At 55.2% G+C, this 19739-nt stretch carries 14 protein-coding genes; 8 read left to right on the top strand and 6 right to left on the bottom strand.

Features of this window, described 5'->3' with window-relative positions; translation table 11 throughout:
- Positions 1 to 325: 325 nt before the first annotated feature.
- The 3 genes from HCG48_RS03605 (at position 326) to glmU (ending at position 4529) form a co-directional block, all read left to right on the top strand.
- Positions 326 to 1252 carry a tRNA (5-methylaminomethyl-2-thiouridine)(34)-methyltransferase MnmD gene (locus tag HCG48_RS03605; RefSeq protein ID WP_168567935.1) on the top strand — a complete coding sequence of 309 codons (927 nt, stop codon included), beginning with the start codon at positions 326 to 328 and terminating at the stop codon, positions 1250 to 1252.
- A 615-nt stretch (positions 1253 to 1867) separates the two neighbouring features.
- On the top strand, positions 1868 to 2893 hold the full coding sequence (locus tag HCG48_RS03600; protein ID WP_168567934.1) for a response regulator: 1026 nt from the start codon (positions 1868 to 1870) through the stop codon (positions 2891 to 2893).
- Positions 2894 to 3161: 268 nt separating this feature from the next.
- Positions 3162 to 4529, top strand: a complete 1368-nt coding sequence (glmU, locus tag HCG48_RS03595; RefSeq protein ID WP_168567933.1) for a bifunctional UDP-N-acetylglucosamine diphosphorylase/glucosamine-1-phosphate N-acetyltransferase GlmU — start codon at positions 3162 to 3164, stop codon at positions 4527 to 4529.
- A gap of 17 nt (positions 4530 to 4546) precedes the next feature.
- Here the strand turns inward: glmU and HCG48_RS25370 are convergent, their stop codons facing one another.
- From HCG48_RS25370 to HCG48_RS03575, 4 genes are all read right to left on the bottom strand, one after another.
- On the bottom strand, positions 4547 to 6364 hold the full coding sequence (locus HCG48_RS25370; RefSeq protein WP_210437162.1) for a DUF4335 domain-containing protein: 1818 nt from the start codon (positions 6362 to 6364) through the stop codon (positions 4547 to 4549).
- 320 nt (positions 6365 to 6684) lie between these two features.
- Complete coding sequence (locus tag HCG48_RS03585; RefSeq protein ID WP_168567932.1) at positions 6685 to 7326, bottom strand: DUF3038 domain-containing protein; 642 nt, start codon at positions 7324 to 7326, stop codon at positions 6685 to 6687.
- A 76-nt stretch (positions 7327 to 7402) separates the two neighbouring features.
- Complete coding sequence (locus HCG48_RS03580) at positions 7403 to 9817, bottom strand: endonuclease MutS2 (protein ID WP_168567931.1); 2415 nt, start codon at positions 9815 to 9817, stop codon at positions 7403 to 7405.
- A gap of 544 nt (positions 9818 to 10361) precedes the next feature.
- Positions 10362 to 10739, bottom strand: coding sequence for a hypothetical protein (locus HCG48_RS03575; protein WP_168567930.1), 378 nt, complete (start codon positions 10737 to 10739; stop codon positions 10362 to 10364).
- 197 nt (positions 10740 to 10936) lie between these two features.
- On the opposite strand from HCG48_RS03575, the gene HCG48_RS03570 reads away from it, so the two are divergent.
- The 5 genes from HCG48_RS03570 (at position 10937) to HCG48_RS03550 (ending at position 15658) form a co-directional block, all read left to right on the top strand.
- Positions 10937 to 12100, top strand: coding sequence for a GuaB3 family IMP dehydrogenase-related protein (locus HCG48_RS03570; RefSeq protein WP_168567929.1), 1164 nt, complete (start codon positions 10937 to 10939; stop codon positions 12098 to 12100).
- An 884-nt stretch (positions 12101 to 12984) separates the two neighbouring features.
- Positions 12985 to 13314, top strand: coding sequence for a thioredoxin (trxA, locus tag HCG48_RS03565; protein ID WP_168567928.1), 330 nt, complete (start codon positions 12985 to 12987; stop codon positions 13312 to 13314).
- A 325-nt stretch (positions 13315 to 13639) separates the two neighbouring features.
- Entirely contained in the window at positions 13640 to 14710 is a 1071-nt protein-coding gene (locus tag HCG48_RS03560; RefSeq protein WP_168567927.1) for an LOG family protein, read from the top strand.
- A gap of 56 nt (positions 14711 to 14766) precedes the next feature.
- Complete coding sequence (psb28, locus tag HCG48_RS03555; RefSeq protein ID WP_168567926.1) at positions 14767 to 15102, top strand: photosystem II reaction center protein Psb28; 336 nt, start codon at positions 14767 to 14769, stop codon at positions 15100 to 15102.
- 43 nt (positions 15103 to 15145) lie between these two features.
- Positions 15146 to 15658 carry a MogA/MoaB family molybdenum cofactor biosynthesis protein gene (locus HCG48_RS03550; protein WP_168567925.1) on the top strand — a complete coding sequence of 171 codons (513 nt, stop codon included), beginning with the start codon at positions 15146 to 15148 and terminating at the stop codon, positions 15656 to 15658.
- A 43-nt stretch (positions 15659 to 15701) separates the two neighbouring features.
- Here the strand turns inward: HCG48_RS03550 and HCG48_RS03545 are convergent, their stop codons facing one another.
- Both HCG48_RS03545 and HCG48_RS03540 read right to left on the bottom strand, forming a co-directional pair.
- Positions 15702 to 17381, bottom strand: a complete 1680-nt coding sequence (locus tag HCG48_RS03545) for an ABC1 kinase family protein (RefSeq protein ID WP_168567924.1) — start codon at positions 17379 to 17381, stop codon at positions 15702 to 15704.
- A 142-nt stretch (positions 17382 to 17523) separates the two neighbouring features.
- Positions 17524 to 19719, bottom strand: coding sequence for a sensor histidine kinase (locus tag HCG48_RS03540; protein WP_168567923.1), 2196 nt, complete (start codon positions 19717 to 19719; stop codon positions 17524 to 17526).
- Positions 19720 to 19739: the final 20 nt, after the last annotated feature.

Here is a 19739-nt window from a genome sequence, read left to right as displayed (position 1 = left end):
ATAGCATTTTCCTCTGCTATGCAAGACATTTAGATCCCCCTAAATCCCCCTTTTTAAGGGGGACTTTCCTCGTTCCCCCCTCTATCCCCCCTTAAAAAGGGGGATAGAGGGATCGGCTCCGTACCTCATCAGACGCCCGAGTGCTGTAATGCTAATACAAATTTTCACTTTAATAACACATTTTTGTATAAAAAATATCAAAAACAATATATGTTTGCCGTTACGGTTCGATCGCCACGGCTGCGCCCAATCAAAACAGCTCGAAGACTGAGAAAATAACAAAGGTACTCCCACTCGATTGACTCTCTATCTTCCCCGTAGAATCATGACCGATGGCGATCGCTTTACCCCGCAACTCACCGCAGACGGCTCCTTTACCTTTTTCTCCCCCGAATTTGGCGAAAGCTTTCATTCTCACTTCGGCGCGCGACAAGAAGCCCAATCTAAATTTGTAGAACCGACCCAGTTAGCCCTCAAAGCCCGTAGCGGCATCGTGCGGATCTTAGATGTTTGTTACGGCTTGGGATATAACAGTGCCGCCGCCTTCGCCACCATTTGGGCCGTCAATGCCGACTGTCGGATCGAATGGTTCGGACTCGAATCCGATCGCCGCGTCCCCGAAGGGGCGATCGCCCATCACCTGCTCGACCCCTGGGGATCGGCGATCGTCGAAACCTTAAGCCAGTTAGCGCGCGATCGCGAAATTCACACCGACCGACTCGACGCCCGCCTCCTCCTCGGCGACGCCCGCCAAACCGTCAACACCGTCATCGGCGCCAACTTTCAAGCCGACGCCATCTTTCTCGATCCCTTTTCGCCGCCGCAGTGTCCCCAACTGTGGACCGTCGAATTTCTTCACTTACTCTCCCGTTGTCTCCACCCCCACGGGCGACTGGCCACCTATTCCTGTGCCGCCGCCGTGCGCGCCGCCTTAATCGCAGTCGGGTTATCGATTGGTTCCACCCCACCCGTGGGACGCAAAGCACCGGGAACCGTCGCCAGTTTCAGCGCGATCGCCGAGTCCCCCTTATCGCCACAAGAACGGGAACACCTGCAAACCCGCGCTGCCATTCCCTATCGCGATCGCCAGTTGCAAGATCCAGCCTCTGAGATTATTCGACGGCGGCAACTCGAACAACAAACCTGTCAATTAGAACCCACCTCGCGATGGAAAAAACGATGGATGCTCGCCTCAACCGCTCCCGATTCCGCTCCCAATTCCCCGGGAAAACTCGATGAAAATTTAGCTTAAATCTTCTTCATCTTTCCGTTAACAGTCACTTTCAAGTTGTGTTGACTTCCTGCCGACGATCGCCCGTAAACGATCCAATTTTCAAGAGACGACGATGCGATCGAGCGGCGATCGCCCCCGAATTGGCAGTTGAAAACCCCAGGAACCTCATTGCCCCGCTCCATCCGAACCCTTTGAAAGTCATCCCAGTTTGTGCGACACTAAAACTAGAGCGATTTCAGTCGCCACTGAAAGTGTTGGGGCGCCTATTTAAACTCAGTACAAGTTCCGGATTGCCCCCCTCGAACTTCCAGGACTCATCCAAGTCCCCTTCATCCTCGAACCTATTTTGTTCGAGATCCCCGCCCGAGAGTTAAATCTCAATGCTCGAAGGTAGAAAGTTAACATTAATTTAAAAAACTTCATTAAATCGAGCCTAAATTCCTCAAATTCCCGGCTTAATTTAAGTAAGATAGCCGATCTAAATTGGATGAGTATGGACGATAATGTCAAAATAGAGGCATAAAACTAAAAAAGGAAATCATTCTTTGAAACTGAAACCTCGATTTTGATGGAGAACTTATCGAAATTACCCATATAAACCGATTACCAATAGAGCAAGCAAGGTGTTTGTCCGTGAACTCCCTCGATTCAGAGCGTTCTAAAATACTCGTCGTCGATGACCATCAAGCCAGTCGCATGACCGCAGTCGCATTATTATCTGTCGAAGGTTATGAAATGCTCGAAGCAGATAGCGGTCCGGCGGCTCTTGAGTGCATCAAAAAAACCAACCCCGATCTAATCCTCTTAGACGTAATGATGCCAGGAATGGACGGGTTTGAAGTTTGTCGTCATCTCAAACAAGACGAATCGACGCGGTTAATTCCAATTATTTTCATTACCGCCCTCAACGATCGCCGATCGCGGATCCGAGGTATCGAAGCAGGCGGCGATGACTTCCTCACCAAGCCCTTCGACCACCTCGAACTCTCGGCGCGGGTGAAATCCCTCGTGCGTCAAAAACGACTCAACGAAGACCTCGACCACGCCGAAAAAGTCCTCTTTTCGATCGCCAAAACCGTCGAAACCCGCGATCCCAACACCGGAGACCACTGCGAACGACTCGTCGCCCTCGGTCGCGCCTTCGGCAGTTATCTGAACCTGTCGCGACCGCAAATTCGCAATTTAGAATGGGCCGGATACCTGCACGACATCGGTAAAATCGGTATTCCCGATGCAGTGTTGCTCAAAAAAGGCAAATTCGACGCCGAAGAATGGGCGATCATGAAACAACACGTGCTCATCGGCGAAAAAATCTGTCAACCCCTGCGGACCATGAGCGGCGTCCGACCGATCGTGCGCCATCATCACGAACGCTGGGACGGAAGCGGCTACCCCGACGGACTCGTAGGCGATGCGATTCCCTACATGGCTCAAGTCTTTCAACTGCTCGATATTTACGACGCCCTCACCAGCGAACGGCCTTATAAAAAAGCTTTTTCCCCCGAAAAAGCCTTAGCCATTCTCGATGAAGAAGTCGAACGCGGCTGGCGCAACCCGAAACTGGTTGAAAGTTTTAAAGATTTTATTTGCAATATCCACTTGCAAAACGCCGCCGCGATTCCCGAGTCCGAACCCAGTCCACTGGTTGCCACCGGGTGAAAGTATTCGGCCCGTTCGCCCCGGACGGTGACCCCCACCGGAACCCGCCCAGAATAGTTTAGCTGGGATCCGCCTTGGGCGCGGATGGATCCTAAAGCGCGATCGCCTCGGCAAGGAGAATCATCCTAGAGGCAAGAAATTCTTGGGGAGAGGAAACCGCTACGGTTGTTGGCGAAAACCTGCTTCACTAGGTTCTATCGTAGAACTAAGAATCCCCCGTGCTTGCGGCGGGGGAGTGTCAATCACAAGTAGATCGGCTCAGAAAAGAATGGTAGCAGTAGCGATTTTAGCCGCCGGACGCGGAACTCGTATGAAATCTAACTTACCTAAAGTCTTGCATTCTTTAGGTGGGCGATCGCTAGTCGAACGAGTGCTAGACAGCTTATCCCAAATCCAACCTTCCCGGCGATTAATCGTAGTCGGTTATCGTAGCGAGTCCATCCAAAGCGCCCTCGCACCGATTTCCAACCTCGAATTTGTCGAACAACGAGAACAGTTGGGAACGGGTCACGCCATCCAACAACTCATCCCCCATTTACAAGACTTTCAAGGCGACTTACTCGTCTTGAACGGCGACGTCCCCCTATTGCGACCGAGTACGATCGCCTCGTTACTCGCCACCCACAAACAGCAGAAAAACGCCTGTACCCTGCTGACCGCCCAAATGCCCGATCCCCAAGGATACGGGCGCGTTTTTTGCGACAGTCAAAATCACCTGCAGCAAATTGTCGAAGATCGCGACTGTACCGACGCGCAAAAGCAAAATCGGCGGATTAATGCTGGCGTGTACTGTTTCCACTGGCCCGATTTGGCCGACGTACTGCCCAAACTGAAAGCAGAAAACGACCAACAGGAATATTATCTAACCGATGCGGTCAATTACTTAAAGCCCGTGCGCGTCGTCGAAGTCGAAGACTATCAAGAAATTCTCGGGATTAACAACCGCAAACAACTCGCCACCGCTTACGAAATCCTGCAAACCCGGATTAAAGACAAGTGGATGGCGGCTGGCGTCACCCTCGTCGATCCTCACAGTATCACTATTGACGATCCCGTAGAAATCGGCACCGACGTCACCATCGAACCGCAAACCCACTTGCGCGGTCAGACTAAAATTGGTTCCGGGAGTCGCATCGGTCCGGGCAGTTTGATCGAAAACAGCACCCTCGGCGAAAACGTTACCGTTCTCTATTCCGTGATTGCCGATAGCGAGGTCGGCGATGGAACGCGGGTGGGGCCTTACGGACACTTGCGCGGTCGCGCCCAGATCGGGGGCGAATGTCGGATCGGCAATTTTGTCGAGATTAAAAATACCACCCTCGGGCGTAGCAGCAACGTCGCCCACCTGTCCTATCTCGGGGATACCACCACGGGCGATCGCGTCAACGTCGGCGCCGGAACGATTACCGCCAATTACGACGGCTATCAAAAACACCGAACTGAAATCGGAAGCGGTACTAAAACAGGCTCCAACAGCGTCTTAGTCGCTCCAGTTCGCATCGGCGAAAACGTAACGATCGCCGCCGGATCCACCATCGTCGAAGACGTTCCCGACGATTCCCTCGTCATCGCCCGTCCCCGTCAAATCGTCAAACCGGACTGGCAACCCAAATCCGCCCAACCTCAAGGGGAATAAGCTGCCGAACCCGGTATTTAACGGGCACTCGACTGCCAAAACGTTTCCACAGTCCCGTCCGGCTTGAGAACCAGGCGTAACTGCCCGCTTGGGGCGCCCTCCCACGGCGATACAAACGGTTCTCCGAGTAAGGGAATCCCGGTAATATCGATATGAGTTTTCGAGGCTTCCCCGAGGGGGTCGATCGCCGCGATCGAGCCGTCGGCATTGAGCTTGAGCCGATATTCTAAGGTCGGCTCGAACCCGGACGGCGGTTGCCAGCGTTCTTGAAAATACTGTTGGGCTTCGCGGACGGAAGAGGGTTCGTTAAAGACCGGGGGCGGCCCCGAGGGCGATCGCGCCGGAGGTAAAGCGGCGGCGTCATCCGGGGCATTTTCTTCCGCAGACCCAGCCTCACTCGTCGCTTCGAGTTCTTCCGGCGGAACCGCCGCCACATCCTCGCTCAAATCGGGGATGGGAGGAGGTTCCTCCCGGACTGGCGACGGCGAGGCGCTGGTTGGCGTTGGCGGCGCAGTGCCGATCTGGTCTACCGTCGGATCCCCTGAAATTCGAGGGGTATTGGGGGGCGCACTTTGCCCCTGGCTTTGCCCTTGGCGCGATTCCGAGGTCGAGGCATTCCCCCCGTCGGACTCCGGTGCGGGTTCGATGCGTAACTCCACCCCCCCACCATTTTGAGGCGTTCCCGTAGCGTCTGGAGGCGCTGTAGGCGATCCTCCTGGGGAGTCGCTGCGCGATCGCCCTTCCTGGGGAGCCGGACGGGTGGCCAAATTGTCCGGTGGTGCCCCCGCTTCTGGGGTTCTCTCCAGTTGGGGCGCGGGTTGGGGCATGGCGATCGGCGGGGGCGGCGGGGCGCCCGTTTGCTCCGAAGGCACTGGAATCGGACTGGAAAAGGTCGTCGGCGGTTGAGTCGGCGCGGGTGCCGCCCCCGGGGACGCGGGAGGTGAGGGCAGGGAAGAAATCGTTTCCGAAGTCGCGGGGTCTTCGGCGTCCCGGACGGGAGATCCGGCGGTTTCCCGGACGGGATCGAAGGGACGCTCGATCGCGTACCACGTCGCCGACCCGACCCCGACCGTTACTAAGGCGATCGCCGCGACCCTCAACCAGGCGGGGGACGGGCGCCGTCGGCTCGTGTCTCCCCAGTCCGGTAGCGCCGTCAATTCGCTGGCATAACTGTCTAAAGCACTGGCTAAATCGAATAGTTGTAAGGTGCCGAGATGAACCACCGCACCGGATTCTTCCGTCGCCAATTCTCCCAAATGCAATTCGTGGGCGACCAAGCCCTTGGGATGTAAGGAAATCTGCGTTCGCGAAGCGTCTCCCCAGGAGAATCCCTCGGCGACTCCAAAGGAGTATTGCTGCTCCTGCGAGCGTTCGCGGAGCGTCTCCCCAGGAGAATCCCTCGGCGCCTGTAAAGGAGTATCGCCGCTCCCTGGCGGCTCCGGGACGAGTTCCAAATGGCGATCGGGGGCTTCCTCCTCGGTCGGGGGTGTCGCACTCGCCGGGGCGATCGCCTCTTGCGAGTGTTCTTCTCCCGCGTCCCCCCGCACGAAATCCGCAATCCCATCGGCCCCTTGGGCGGGGACGGGCGATCGCCCTATCAAGTCGCGCACGTAAGTCGATACGGCTTCATAAAGATTTTGGAGACTGTCGCCGTCGCCGCGCAAGGTGATTTGTTGCTCTTCGGGAATTTGCGGGGCGTCGAAGCGCAATTGAAAGTGCACATTCTTGACAACAGGTTGACCGACCCAGCGCGACAACGGCGAACTCGTCGCCCGAATTTCCAACGTACACGTCGGGGGGGTGTACCGTCGCAAGACCGAATTAAACGAAGGCATAAATTAGGATAGGTTGGAGAACGAATAACGAATCGATCGCGGAACTAGACTCAAGACTCGTTCGATGTTTAGGGAGGCACGACTTTCTACGGTAAAAAACAGGTCAGTTATCTCTTGAAAAGGAACTGGGGATAAAAACATTATCGGTTGACTTTTATTTCGATCGTCAATCTGCGAAAGTTATTGATTTTTGGGTTGTTAAAATTTTCAAGATTTTCAAGATTTTCAAAATAGTTAATCTTTTATGTCGATCGCGACAAAAAATCGCCTTGTTTTAAAAGAAAAAACCACAAAGAACACAAAACTCGCACGAAGCCCACTTATTTGACGGGGAACGAGCGATCGATCAAGGCCAGCCAAAGATGGCGATGACCGTTAGAGCCACTGTAAAACAGCAGGTCGATTAATAATTTTAAAGCTAAATGACTTAAATAATCTGGGGAAGTTTCTTCTCCATCTTCCATCCGTTCTTGATAAGTATTACAAAACTTATCGAGATAGTCACCGAGTAGGGAAGCTTCGTGGGGTTGACGATCGCGCTCGGTGAGTTGTTCGAGTAAGGCAACGGCGCGCCGGATCAATTCTTGATGTTCCCGGGCGAGATGGCAGATGGCTAAGACGAGCGATCGCGCTTCCTCGACATCTAATTTCTTGCGCCCTCCCTGACTTTTGCGTAAGGGATTCGACTGGCGCAAGCGCCACAGGGAGACCCGATCCATCAACATCCCTTCGAGTTTTAATTCCACGGCGGCGCGCAGGATCGCCTCGGACCCGATCCCGGCCAAAGATTCCAAAGTCAGCAGGATCAGGTCTAAATGAGTTTTAATATTGTCGAGTTCGGAGGGAGACGGAGGCTGGGCGTGCGCCAATTCCTCCCGTTGGATCGCGGAAGTTGCAGATAATTGACCGGGCTTTTTCTGGCCGTTTTTGGCGTTCGCCGCCCCTTTTAAAATCGAGCGCATCGCGTCTAACTCCCCTCAAAACAGTCTCCGGCACCCTCGCACTCCCTCTCTCCCTCTGTCTTCCTCAGCTCGTCTCTCATTTGAGGTAAGCCACGGTCACCCCACTGCCGCCTTCTTTTTGGTCGGCCAATTCGTAGCGCTCGATCGCGCCGTGTTGTTTCAAGAACTCGTGGACCCCCTGGCGGAGTTTGCCCGTACCTTTGCCGTGGACGATCCACAAGGCCCCGCCCACGGGGATCTGTTCGGCGATCGCCCGTTCGAGTTCGAGTTCGGCATCGGCGACCCGAGATCCGCGCAGATCGAGGGTATTGCGACTCGTTCGCACCGTCGGGGCGCTCGGCGACGGTGCGGGCGGCGCCGTGCGGGTGCGATCTGCGGGGGGTTTCGTTTTTGGTGGGGCTTCTACCTTTTCTCCGTCCAGAGATTCGATTTCCGCAAAGGAAACATTCATTTTCATCATCCCGAAGCGAACGCTCACTTCACGATCGCCCTCTTCGACCGCCAGCACTTCTCCGGTTTGCCCGATTTGGGGAATGCGGACGCGATCGCCCACTTGCGGGCGAAATCCCGGTTTCGGACGGCGGGCGCTCTGCTGTCGCGACGGCAAATAGCGCCGCGCCACCTCATCGACTTCCGCAGTGGCTGCGTTCGCATCTTGTCCGGTCGGGGTGCCTCGTTGCAGGCGGCGGATCGTGCGGGCGATCTCGGCTTTTGCTTCGGCGATCGCCGCTCGTACGGCCTCTTCTTGCGACTGTTGCAATTGTCGTTCCCGATCTTGGAGCGACTGGGCCCGGGCGGACACTTCGCGATAGAGACGCTCGGTTTCGGCGAGCAGTTCCCCGGCTTCTTCCGCTTTGGTTTCCTGGCGTCGCCGTTGGTCTTCCAACCCGGCGATCGCCCGGTCGATCTCCTGGCTGCCCGTCGGCGCGATCCGAGCCGAAGCGAGATCGACAATCTCCGTGGCGAGTCCCAAACGGCGGGCGACGGAGAGCGCGTTCGAGCGTCCGGGAATCCCCCATAACAAGCGGTAGGTCGGCTGCAAGGTGCGATCGTCGAATTCCACCGAGGCATTCTCGAAGCGCTCGTCTTCGTATTTGAGGACTTTGAGTTCGCCGTAGTGGGTCGTGGCGACGCACAGACGGACGCGATCGGCGAGGGACTGGAGTAAGGCGATCGCCAAGGCACTCCCTTCCGACGGATCCGTACCCGCCCCCACTTCATCGAGCAACACCAGGGAGCGATCGCTCATCGCTTCCCAAATACGAGTAATCCGACGGATGTGACCGGAAAAGGTGGATAAACTCTGTTCCAGGGATTGCTCGTCTCCGATATCGGCGAGAACCGCATCGAACCACGGCAATTCCACAGGTTCGCGCGCGGGGACGAACAGCCCCACTTTTGCCATCAGCGCCACCAGTCCCAGGGTTTTCAAGGTCACCGTTTTCCCCCCGGTATTCGGTCCGGTAATGGCGACGACGCGCACCTGCGGGTCAATGTTGACATCGATCGCCACCACCGGATCCCCGTGTTCGTGTCGGTGTTGCCAGACGAGCAAGGGATGGCGCAGTTGACGCAGCACGATCGCCTCCCCCGCTTCCGGGCCGTCTTCGTCGATAAAGCGCGGCGGATTGCCTTCCAGCCATAAAGAATAACGCGCCCGGGCGCTGGCTAAATCGATCGCCGTCACCACGGCGAGCAACCGTTCGAGATCTTCTTGGACTTCGCCGACTCGTTCGGTCAGATGGCGCAAGATTTTTTCTTCTTCCGCTTGTTCCTGGCGGCGCAGTTGTCGCCCTTGGTTGTTCAGTTCTACGGTGGCGTGGGGTTCCACGTAGAGGGTCGCGCCACTGGTGGAACTGTCGTGAACGATGCCGGGAATTGCATCTTTTTGCGGCGCTTTGACGGGAATTACGAAGCGATCGCCCCGTTGGGTGACGATCGACTCTTGCACCGCATGACTTTGCCGTTGCAAAATTCTTTGCAAGGTTTCGTAAATCCGGTTGCGCACTTGCCGCGCCGCGCTGCGAATTTCCGCCAGTTTGGGGCTGGCGCGATCGGCTACGGTGCCGCGTTCGTCGATGCAGTGGTTGATCTCTTGTTCGATTTCCGGATAAGTCCGCAGTGGTGCCACTAAGGCTTGTAAAAGCGGTACCTCATCCGCACTCTCGATCGCCCGTCGCAGTTGTCTGGCCCCGGATAGGGTCGTGGCGATCGCCAGCAACTCTTCCCCAGAGAGCATTCCATGGATAGCGGCGCGTTCTAACGATTCGCCGATATCCTCGATGCCCTCAAAAGACAAGCCATTACCGAGGCGACTTTCGAGGTCGTAAACTTCTTGGGTTTGGGCGAGCAGTTCTCGGGAACGCTCTCGACGATCGGGTATGGGTAATTGTTTGGCCGCCAGCGCGCCCAGTTTGGTCGCCGCAAAGGTCGCCAAATGCTGGCACAGGCGCGGCCACCCCAACAGTTCTAAGGTCTCGGACTGAATCAAAGCTAAAAGACTGAATTGCAGTTGAACGAACTGACTAATTTTGCAATCGACGAGCGCGCTCGACCTCAGCGATCGCGAGAGTGGCTTCCTACTCTGAGATCGGGACTGAGATCTCGGCGATCGGCTCGTCCCGGGGTCGCCCCGGTCAAGGGTCTTCGTCCCTCTTCTCTGAGGTGGTCCGAACCATATTGCTCAACCCACTTGGCCGATCGCTTCGGACAGATTGCAATTCCTTAATATAGCAGAAGTCCCTGCTGCGAGGATCGGGCAAACGAAGGGATGCGGACACCCCGTCCTCAGTTGAGGCGTCTGTCCGCATCCCTTCGGCGATCGAAACTTACAACTCGACGCCTCGGTAAATGACGCTTTACCGGGGCGTCGATATTCTTCAGTTGCCGCGATTATGGCTCTGGCACGTTACAGCCTTCGATCTCGACCGAGGCTGACTCGATCCTCTCCCCTGAATTAACCTGCACGAATCGTGCAAGTGATAGCGTCCGACTCCTCTGAATGCCCTGTCGCCCTAGGTGATTTGGCCTTATTGCTAAGGCTTGACCGTTTCGGTAAAGGCTTTGTGGCGAGGAGCGACGTAACGGTGTAGGAAGTCTTCAATTTCTCCAATTTCGCGCCCGTCACATTCGGCAAACATTGCTTCGAGGGCTTGAGTGTCTCGCTCGTTGAATGATGCAACGAGTGGGTTTGAAGACTGGCAGGTCATGGTAGACATACTCGATTTCCTCGCAGACGGGCATGAAGTTTTCGTGAAATATGAGCCGACCTTTTTTAAAGATAAGGTAAAGGAGACGGCGATCGCCTCAGTGTAAGCACCCAAGTTTACCGAATCGGTGAAATTGCTCAAAATCCCCGAGATAATACGGATATAGGGAAAATAGCCAGTTTTCCAGGTTGCAACTCTTGGCATCTTTGGCGATCGCCCCCGCTCCGCTTTCTCGACCCGAGCGGGGGCGATCGCCGCTTGGCGGCGCTCAAATCCTTGGTGGGTCTAATTTTAGCCGTCCGTCTCCCCGCCGTGTTCTCCAACTCTATTTGCCTTCCCGGCAATTTTGTTGCAAATTTGATAGTCTAGCTTAAATAGTCTTGGGAAAGCGAGTAGAAGCAGTGGATATTCAAATTGGTCGGGGCAAAACAGCTCGCAGAGCATACGGAATTGATGAAATTGCCCTGGTTCCCGGCAACCGAACCCTCGATCCGGCGTTGGCAGAAACGACCTGGGAAATTGGCGGTATCCGCCGGGAAATTCCCATCATCGCCAGTGCGATGGATGGTGTCGTTGACGTCCGCATGGCGGTTCGACTCTCGCAACTGGGCGCCCTGGGGGTACTCAATCTCGAAGGCATTCAAACCCGCTACGCCGATCCCGACCCGGTTCTCGATCGCATTGCCTCGGTGAGCAAAGAAGAGTTTGTCACCCTGATGCAAGAACTCTACGCCGAACCGATTAAGCCGGAGTTAATCGAAAAGCGCATTCACGAAATTAAAAGCCAAGGCGCCATTGCTGCGGTCAGTGCCACCCCGGCTGGAGCGATTCAATACGGGTCGGCGGTCGCCAAAGCCGGAGCGGATTTATTTTTCGTGCAAGCGACGGTGGTTTCGACAGCCCACCTCTCTCCAGAATCGGTCGATCCCCTCGATTTAGGCAAATTCTGCCAAGATATGCCCGTTCCGGTGATTTTGGGCAACTGCGTCACCTATGAAGTCGCCCTTAACTTAATGAAAGCTGGAGCTTCCGGCGTCCTCGTCGGCATCGGGCCGGGAGCGGCGTGTACCTCTCGCGGCGTCTTGGGAATTGGGGTTCCCCAAGCCACCGCCGTCGCCGACTGCGCGGCAGCACGAGAAGACTTCCATCGCGAAACGGGTCGCTACGTCCCGGTGATCGCCGACGGCGGCTTGATTACTGGAGGCGATATTTGCAAGTGCATTGCTTCCGGCGCCGATGGCGTCATGATCGGCTCTCCCTTTGCTAGAGCGGCTGAAGCCCCCGGACGAGGCTATCACTGGGGGATGGCCACGCCGAGTCCGGTTCTGCCTCGCGGGACGCGCATTCGGGTCGGGACTACCGGAACCCTCGAAGAAATCTTGCGCGGTCCGGCGCGACTCGACGACGGCACCCACAATCTCCTCGGCGCCCTCAAGACGAGTATGGGAACCTTGGGCGCGAAAAACCTGCGCGAAATGCAACAAGTTGAAGTTGCGATCGCCCCTTCACTACTCACGGAAGGGAAGGTCTATCAGAAAGCCCAACAATTAGGAATGGGTAAATAAAGGCCGGGTAAATGTCGGGCAAATGTCAGGCAAATGTCAGGCAAATGTCAGGCGATCGCCGATTCTTTGAAAAAGTTTAAGGCGAATTCCAAGCATGACAGCGATCTGTAGCTTAGAATAGAATATAGCGGAGACGCATGTTTCCGTTCACTCCTCACACCACACTCCGCCCGGACTTCTGTTCGGGCGGTTCCTTTTGTGGCCATCGGCGATCTCCGTGTCCGACGCCTCGCCGCTATTTTGGAAGCCAATGCCTGATATCAGAAGGCTTTGCTCGCAGAGATGGTAAAATTACGAAGTGCTCTCGTAAAGCCCCCGTTGAGAAAACGGAGGAGCTCGGCGCGAGACTGAATCAATTCAGTCGCCCCATGGCACTATAGTTCTTATCAAGGCGGTTAGGGCATCAGCCGCCGAACCGGGAGGCAACGTAAGACGGGCTTTGCCTGCGGTTGCTGTTTGACCGGAGAATTCCCCGCCTCCTAAGCGGGGGAGTATGTCAAGGGAGAAAGGACGGGAACTCGAAGTCCGTGTAGCGCCAGCTCGCGGATGGAAGGCAAAACCGGGGGGTAGTTCGACCTGCCGATTGTCAAAGCTCGTATCCGTCACGGTCGGATCGAGATCTCAACCGCGCCCGTCTGCGGTGGGTTGGAGCTAGACCCGAACGCTTCCTCGCAGAAGAACCCTTCGGGCGATCGCGTGCGACCCACCCCCTCCAACTAAGTAGGGCCGGGATTCGTCTACATTCACCCGGGGTGAGATCTCGCCTCAACGGCGGTCAGACATCACCCGTCCGAGCTAGTTAAATCGGCGAACCCACAATCCCCGTCTCTTGAGAGCAGGGAGTGTCAATCTCTTAGAAACCCTATAGTAAAGGATTCAAAGGCATGTCAGCAGCCGCACAAGTTACAGACTCTAGTTTTAAACAAGAAGTGCTTGAGAGCAACCTACCTGTTTTGGTTGATTTTTGGGCGCCCTGGTGCGGTCCGTGTAGGATGGTAGCTCCAGTGGTCGATGAAATCGCCCAACAGTACGACGGTCAGGTGAAGGTTGTCAAAGTCAATACCGATGAAAATCCCAATGTCGCCAGTCAGTACGGGATCCGCAGTATTCCGACCCTGATGATTTTCAAAGGCGGTCAACGGGTCGATATGGTTGTCGGTGCCGTTCCAAAAACAACGCTGGCCAATACTCTAGAAAAATATCTCGATAAATAGAGTTCTATCCCTGTTTGTCAATTGCTACACTCTACCCAACTCAGCCTGTCGGGCGTATTGGCGAGCTATTTAAGTTTCCAGGGATCGTTCGCCCCACGGACATTTCCCTTCTCAGGAACGCTTTTCCTGTAGACCCCGGCTCAGTTGCTCAGTTTGGTATGGTGGGCGTCTGCTCGGGGATCGCCATTGGTTTTCCCGCCCTGGTGTGCGTGCTAGGACGGGATTTTTTATGGACGAAAGCGAGGCGATCGCCCGCTCCCAAGCCGACCGATCCCCGTTGGGGATCGCTTTTCGCTAAAATCAAAATGCAGCCTCGGACAGGTTTATGGCTCAATCGCTTTATTTTGACGAACTCGACACCCTTGAGGCAGATCTCAAACGCTTGATTGAAGATCTGCCCAGTTTGAAGCATAAAAAATGGATCGGGCGATCGCTCGCCAGCCTCGTCCGGATCGCCTCGGAAGACATCGATCGCCTCGACTGGAAAATTTTGAGCGCTTCGATCCAAGACCTCGAAAGCGGTTTCCAAATTTTCTACCCCTACCGCCACGTTCGCAAAATCACCGTATTCGGCTCGGCCCGCATCGAACCAAATACCCCGGAATACCAGATGGCTCGCGATTTTGCCCGCCGTCTGGTCGGACAGGGATTCATGGTGATGACGGGCGCCGGAGGCGGCATCATGCAAGCGGGGAACGAAGGGGCCGGAAAAGGTCACTCCTTCGGACTCAACATCCAATTACCCTTCGAGCAAGATGCCAATCCTTATATCGACACGGACAACAAACTGATCGAATTCAAGTATTTCTTTACCCGCAAGCTCTTTTTCCTGCGCGAGAGCGACGCGATCGCCCTGTTTCCCGGCGGGTTCGGCACCCAAGACGAAGCCTTTGAATGCTTGACGTTGGGGCAAACCGGACGCTACGGCCCTTCTCCCATCTTACTGATCGACGCCCCCGGCGGAGACTATTGGAAAGATTGGGATGCCTATATCCGCAAGCACCTCTTAAAACGGGGCTTGATCGGCTCCGAAGACTGCAACATCTACACCGTCACCGACGATTTAGACGTGGCGTGCGACACGATTCGCAAATTTTACCGCGTCTACCATTCCAGTCGTTACGTTAAAGATTTATTCGTCATCCGCCTCAAATCCGAACTCTCCGACGAAGCCGTCGAACAGCTCAATACTGAATTTAGCGATATTTTAGTCAAGGGCAAAATTGAGAAAACGGGCGCCTTACCCGCAGAAATGGGGGACGAAACCTCCGAATTGCCCCGCTTGAGTTTGTATTTCAACCGCCGCGACGCCGGACGACTCTACCAATTCATCCACCGCATCGACGAACTCGCCGTCGCCGATTCCGAGGAGTTACTCCATCCGGAGCGCAAGTAAAGCCCGATTGATGAGAGAATAGGTCAACGTGTCCTTTACAAAACTTTATCTGAAAGATGGCTGAAATTCAGTTTTCCCAAGGCGTGAAAGAGGAAATCGTCCCCGAAGTCCGTTTGACCCGTTCTAAAGATGGTTCCCAAGGGACGGCAACCTTTTACTTTCAAAACCCCAATGCCTTAGCTCAAGACAGCACCGATGAAATTACCGGGATGTACCTGATCGACGAAGAAGGCGAAATTACCACCCGGGAAGTGAAAGCGAAATTTGTCAACGGTCAACCGGAAGCGATCGAAGCGATTCACGTGATGAAATCGGAACAAGAATGGGATCGGTTCATGCGCTTTATGGAACGCTACGCCCAAGAAAATGGTTTGGGCTTTAGCAAATCGTGAACCTGGCTTCCTTTCCCGTCCTCGCTCGCGATCGCCCCTACTCATGACTTCCATTCCCCACCCCGATTCCGAACCGATCGCCGTTCGTTGTGCGGCGATTACGGTCAGCGACACGCGCACCCCCGACACCGATCGCAGTGGTCGGATCGTCCGAACCCGACTGGTCGAAGCGGGACACGCGATCGCCGCTTATGAAATTCTCAAAGACGACCCGGTAGCGATCCGCGATCTCTTGATGACGTTGGCGTCCAGGGACGATCTCGACGCGATCGTTTTCAACGGGGGGACGGGAATTGCCCCGCGAGATACCACTTACGACGCGATCGCCTCCCTGTTAGAAAAAACCCTGCCCGGGTTTGGGGAGATCTTTCGCTCGTTGAGCTATCACGAGATCGGGTCGCGGGCGATCGCCTCGCGGGCGATCGCCGGGGTGTACCATTCCAAACTCATTTTTTCGATTCCCGGCTCTACAGGAGCCGTCAACCTCGCCTTAGAGCGCTTGATTTTGCCGGAACTCGTACATTTGGTCTCCCAGTTGACCCGTTCTCCGGCTTAGGAACTTTAGGAAATAGGGGCGATCGCCCTCGGTCGGGGTGGAACTACTGAGCCAGTCGGTCTAATTTTTCCTTAATCGCCAGCCGCAATAACGAACGCAGCAACAGCAAGAAGGCGATCGCCGAGATCGCGAAGGCGACGATCGCCCCCGAACCATAGGGACCGAGCAACAACACCGCCCCGGCGAGAAACGTAAAGCCCGACAGACAAGCATAAATTAAACTTTTGACCGATAAATTCAAGCGATTTAAGGCGCGATCGCTCTCAATCGATCTCACTTGCAATTGCAACTCTCCCGATTCCAACCGTTTTTCCAAACGGGTCAGCAACACTTCCGCCGCACTCGGTTTTTGAAAGCGCTCCTTGATAAAATGGCGCGTCTGTTGCGCCAACTCCGAAATCGCACCGACCTTTCCCCGTTCCAGGGTAATACTTTTCACGAAAGGCTGCATACAAGCCCTCAAATTATATTGCGGGTCGAGGGTTCGCGCGATTCCGTCGAGGGTCGTCAGAGATTTAATAATAAACGTCATTTGGGCGGGCAAGCGGAAGGGCTGCTGCTGGAACATCGAATAGATTTCGCTGCGGATTTCCCCAAATGCCTTGACGTCGATCGGTTTTTCCGTAAAGTTTTCTAGCAAAAAATTCAGCAAGCGACGCACCGGACGCATATCGCTGACGGGAACGATCAAGCCCATTTCAATTAAAGCTTTCAACACCGCATCGGTGTCCTTTTTCAACACGGCGAAAAAGGTGCGAATCATTCGATCTTTAGCTAAGGGCTTGAGTTCGGCCATCATGCCGAAATCGTAGAAAATCAAGCGTCCGTCGGGAGTGACCGCCATGTTGCCCGGATGGGGGTCTGCTTGGAAAAAACCGTCGAGCAAGAGTTGTTTTAAATAACAAGAAATTCCCAGTCGATTAATTTCGCAAACATCCAAGCCCATCGCCTCGATCGCGTGGCGATCGTCAATTTTCGTCCCCGGCAGATATTCCATCGTTAAAATGCGTTTGGTGGTATAGCGCCAGTAAATTTTAGGGACGAGAACTTGACTGTTGCCTTCAAAGTTTTCTCGGAAGCGATCGGCATTTTTTCCTTCGATTAAATAATCGATTTCTTGGGACAGAAAGCCGATAAATTCTCGGTAGATCTCCTTGAGTTCGTACTTTCTCGCCCAGGGAAAAAAGCGATTGGCGAGTTGGACTAAATCGTAAAGAACTTTGAAATCTAAGGCGAATAATTGTTCGAGACCGGGACGTTGAACTTTGACGATCGCCTCTTCCCCGGTATGCAGGCGAGCTTTGTGGACTTGACCCAAACTGGCGGCGGCGATCGGGAAGGGGTCGAAATCCCGATAGAGGGCGTGCAAGGAATGGCCCAATTCCGACTCGATCGCGGCGATCGCCTCTTCAGAGCTGAATTCGGGAACCCGGTCTTGTAACGTCGCTAGGGCTTTGACGTATTCGAGGGGGAGCAAGTCGGCCCGAGTCGAAAGGGCCTGACCGATTTTGATAAACGTCGGTCCCAAGTCGATCAAGGTCGCGACCAGCCACCGGGCGCGGCGATCGCGCCGTCCGGCATCGTGAGGAGCGACTTTGTTATCCCACCACGTATAAAAGAGTAATTTACCCGCCGCCGTAAAAATATCGATTTGGCGCTGGAACAGCGAGTATTTAGAGCGCTGCCACCGTAATGGCTTGTTTGGATTGACCTTTTGGAGCATGTCTTAGCGTTGTCGAGGGGGAAGTCGCGCCTGCAAGCGACCCAAAATTCCCGGAGAAGATACGATCTAGATTATCGATCGGATCGGGGATTCGCAAACGCCGTGGACGAAGATTGACGGGCCGAGGCGATCGCGGACGGGTTCAGGTCGGCGGCGTTTCCGTCATTTGCGGTAAGGTCAGGGTAAAACAGGTTTTCCAGGCGGAATCCTCGGCTAAGGGAGTGCTGGAGACCTCGATCGCGCCGTTGAGGTGTTGGACCAAGCATTTCACCAGGGCCAGACCCAACCCCGTACCGCCGATCGCCTGTTGGGTGACCCCCTGACCGCGCCGGAATTTTTCAAAAATATGGGGCAGGTCTTCGGGAGAGATCCCGGCGCCGATATTGGTCAGGGAGAGGATCGCTCGATTGCCATCCGGTTCGATCTGGTGGGTGGCGCGCAGGTAGACGGTGGTGTTGGGGTTGGAGTATTTGCCCGCATTGGTGAGCAACTCGACGAGAATGCGATCGAGGCTGTCCGCATCGGTTTTGAGTTTGAAATAGGTTTTGGCCAAGCCTTTAGGCGCCCGTCGCGGCAGGTCGATTTTGAGGCGCAAGCCTTTATCGACCCATTTTTGCTCGAAGGGTTCGACCAACGCCGCCAAGATGCGTTTGAGGTCGAGCAGTTCGAGTTTGATGGTGGCGCGATCGGATTCTAACTCTTGCAGTTTGAGTAAGTCTTTAACGAGATTGCTTTCCCGGGACCATTCGGTTTCTAAAATATCTAAATATTTGGCTTGTTTTTCCGCAGGAATCCCCGGCTGACGCAGCATTTGGATGGCGACTTTCATGCTGGTGAGGGGGGTGTTGAGTTCGTGAGAGAGGGTGCTGAGAAACTCATCTTTCATTTGATTGAGTTTTCGCAGTTGTTCGATTTGCTGACGGGTTTTTTCGTAGAGTTTGCCTTGGACGTCGAGCGATCGCTGCAATTGGGCGGTTCGTTCTTCGACGAGGGCTTGTACTTGTTGAATGGTTTGGTTTTGGAGAATGGCGGTACTCAGTTGGGCGGCGATCAGTTCGGCTAATTTGAGTTCTTGGGGCAGCCAATCGCGGGGGGTGTCGTGTTCGAGGGCGATCGAACCTAAAATGCGACCGTGACCGAGACTGCCGCCACTAGAGGCGACTAACGGCACGATACACAGGGCCGGGAACCGTTCCGGATCGAAGATCGGCGCCCAGGTCAAATCGGGATGGCGGGCGATCGCGTCGGTGCGATCGGCGATCGTCAGAGGGATCGGGCTTTGGGCAAAGGCTTGCTGGCACCAGAAACAATCGGACAGCCAAAAGGAGCCTCCCTCGGGGGGGGAGTTCGGCTCGTCCTCGTCGGAATCGCCCGGTTGCGAGCTTTGACAGGCGACGGTGACTTTGGCGCGCGGTAAAGGCGGTAGGGAAATTTCGCCGTCCTGGGGGGAGACCGAGGCACTTTCGCTACCGCGTAGGGAACTGCGCGCGAACGAGCGACTTTTGAAAAAGGGGTCGGTGTATTTCAACATCAAAATCGAACCCCTGCGGATCTTAAAGGTGCCGATCAAACTGTCGAGAGCTTGCTGTAGGATTCGATCGACGTCCGTCCCGCGATGGATGGCGAGGGTCAGTTCGTGAATCGAGTTTTGATAATGGGTTAGCACGTTGACTTGCTGCTGGTAGGCGGCGAGTTCGCGATTGCGAATGGCTTGTTCGAGTAAAGCCGCCATCGGTTCGGAAACCGCACTGAATTTTTGCATGTCCGATGCACTCCAAGCAAAAGAAAGGCCGCACGTTGAAGGGTCGATGTCGTCTGCCGATGTTGTGGAAAGAGCGGGGGAGGAGGTGCGGCGAGTGGGCGATCGCAACACCACCAGGGTTCCGGCGATCGCCCCGCGCAATCGGATCCCCATCCCGGACAGTCGCCGGATCGAGTGCGCCGCGACGCCCAGGAGTGCGTCCGTCGTGACGTAGAGATCGCACTGTGCGATCGCCTGTTCCCAAGGGGTGCGCTCGATCGCCCCTCGCTCCCGTGCCGACAGTCGTCTTGACGAATCCGACGAATACCAGAAGGTCGCCGTCGGGGCGACCCGCTCTCGTGCGCCCGTCGATTGAGGCTCGGCGCCGCCGACGATCAGGGCGGCACAATCCGCATCAAAGGCTTCTCCTACGATCCGTGCGATGCCATCGAGGGAACTCGGCGGGTCGTGCAGGTCGAGAAGTATTCGGTTAATCAGTTTTCCTAATGGATCGGACTGAAACTGCTGCATGAATTGAGCTGGAACTTCGGGCGTCACGACGGCGGACACGAAAGGTATGGAAAAAGACTCGGCCATTACGTTTAGGCTCTCGATTT

This window comes from Oxynema aestuarii AP17, assembly GCF_012295525.1.
Classification (GTDB): Bacteria; Cyanobacteriota; Cyanobacteriia; order Cyanobacteriales; family Laspinemataceae; genus Oxynema; species Oxynema aestuarii.
Note: the sequence above shows the minus strand (reverse complement) of the source record. Positions and strands in the feature narration are given on the sequence as shown.

Bases quoted from the DNA above. Each gene is read 5' to 3' on its own strand.
- trxA (WP_168567928.1), top strand. From the start codon at position 12,985: ATGTCAGCAGCCGCACAAGTTACAGACTCTAGTTTTAAACAAGAAGTG.
- HCG48_RS03575 (WP_168567930.1), bottom strand. From the start codon at position 10,739: ATGCCAAGAGTTGCAACCTGGAAAACTGGCTATTTTCCCTATATCCGT.
- glmU (WP_168567933.1), top strand. From the start codon at position 3,162: ATGGTAGCAGTAGCGATTTTAGCCGCCGGACGCGGAACTCGTATGAAA.
- HCG48_RS03560 (WP_168567927.1), top strand. From the start codon at position 13,640: ATGGCTCAATCGCTTTATTTTGACGAACTCGACACCCTTGAGGCAGAT.
- HCG48_RS25370 (WP_210437162.1), bottom strand. From the start codon at position 6,364: ATGCCTTCGTTTAATTCGGTCTTGCGACGGTACACCCCCCCGACGTGT.
- HCG48_RS03585 (WP_168567932.1), bottom strand. From the start codon at position 7,326: ATGCGCTCGATTTTAAAAGGGGCGGCGAACGCCAAAAACGGCCAGAAA.
- HCG48_RS03605 (WP_168567935.1), top strand. From the start codon at position 326: ATGACCGATGGCGATCGCTTTACCCCGCAACTCACCGCAGACGGCTCC.
- psb28 (WP_168567926.1), top strand. From the start codon at position 14,767: ATGGCTGAAATTCAGTTTTCCCAAGGCGTGAAAGAGGAAATCGTCCCC.
- HCG48_RS03540 (WP_168567923.1), bottom strand. From the start codon at position 19,719: ATGGCCGAGTCTTTTTCCATACCTTTCGTGTCCGCCGTCGTGACGCCC.
- HCG48_RS03550 (WP_168567925.1), top strand. From the start codon at position 15,146: ATGACTTCCATTCCCCACCCCGATTCCGAACCGATCGCCGTTCGTTGT.
- HCG48_RS03545 (WP_168567924.1), bottom strand. From the start codon at position 17,381: ATGCTCCAAAAGGTCAATCCAAACAAGCCATTACGGTGGCAGCGCTCT.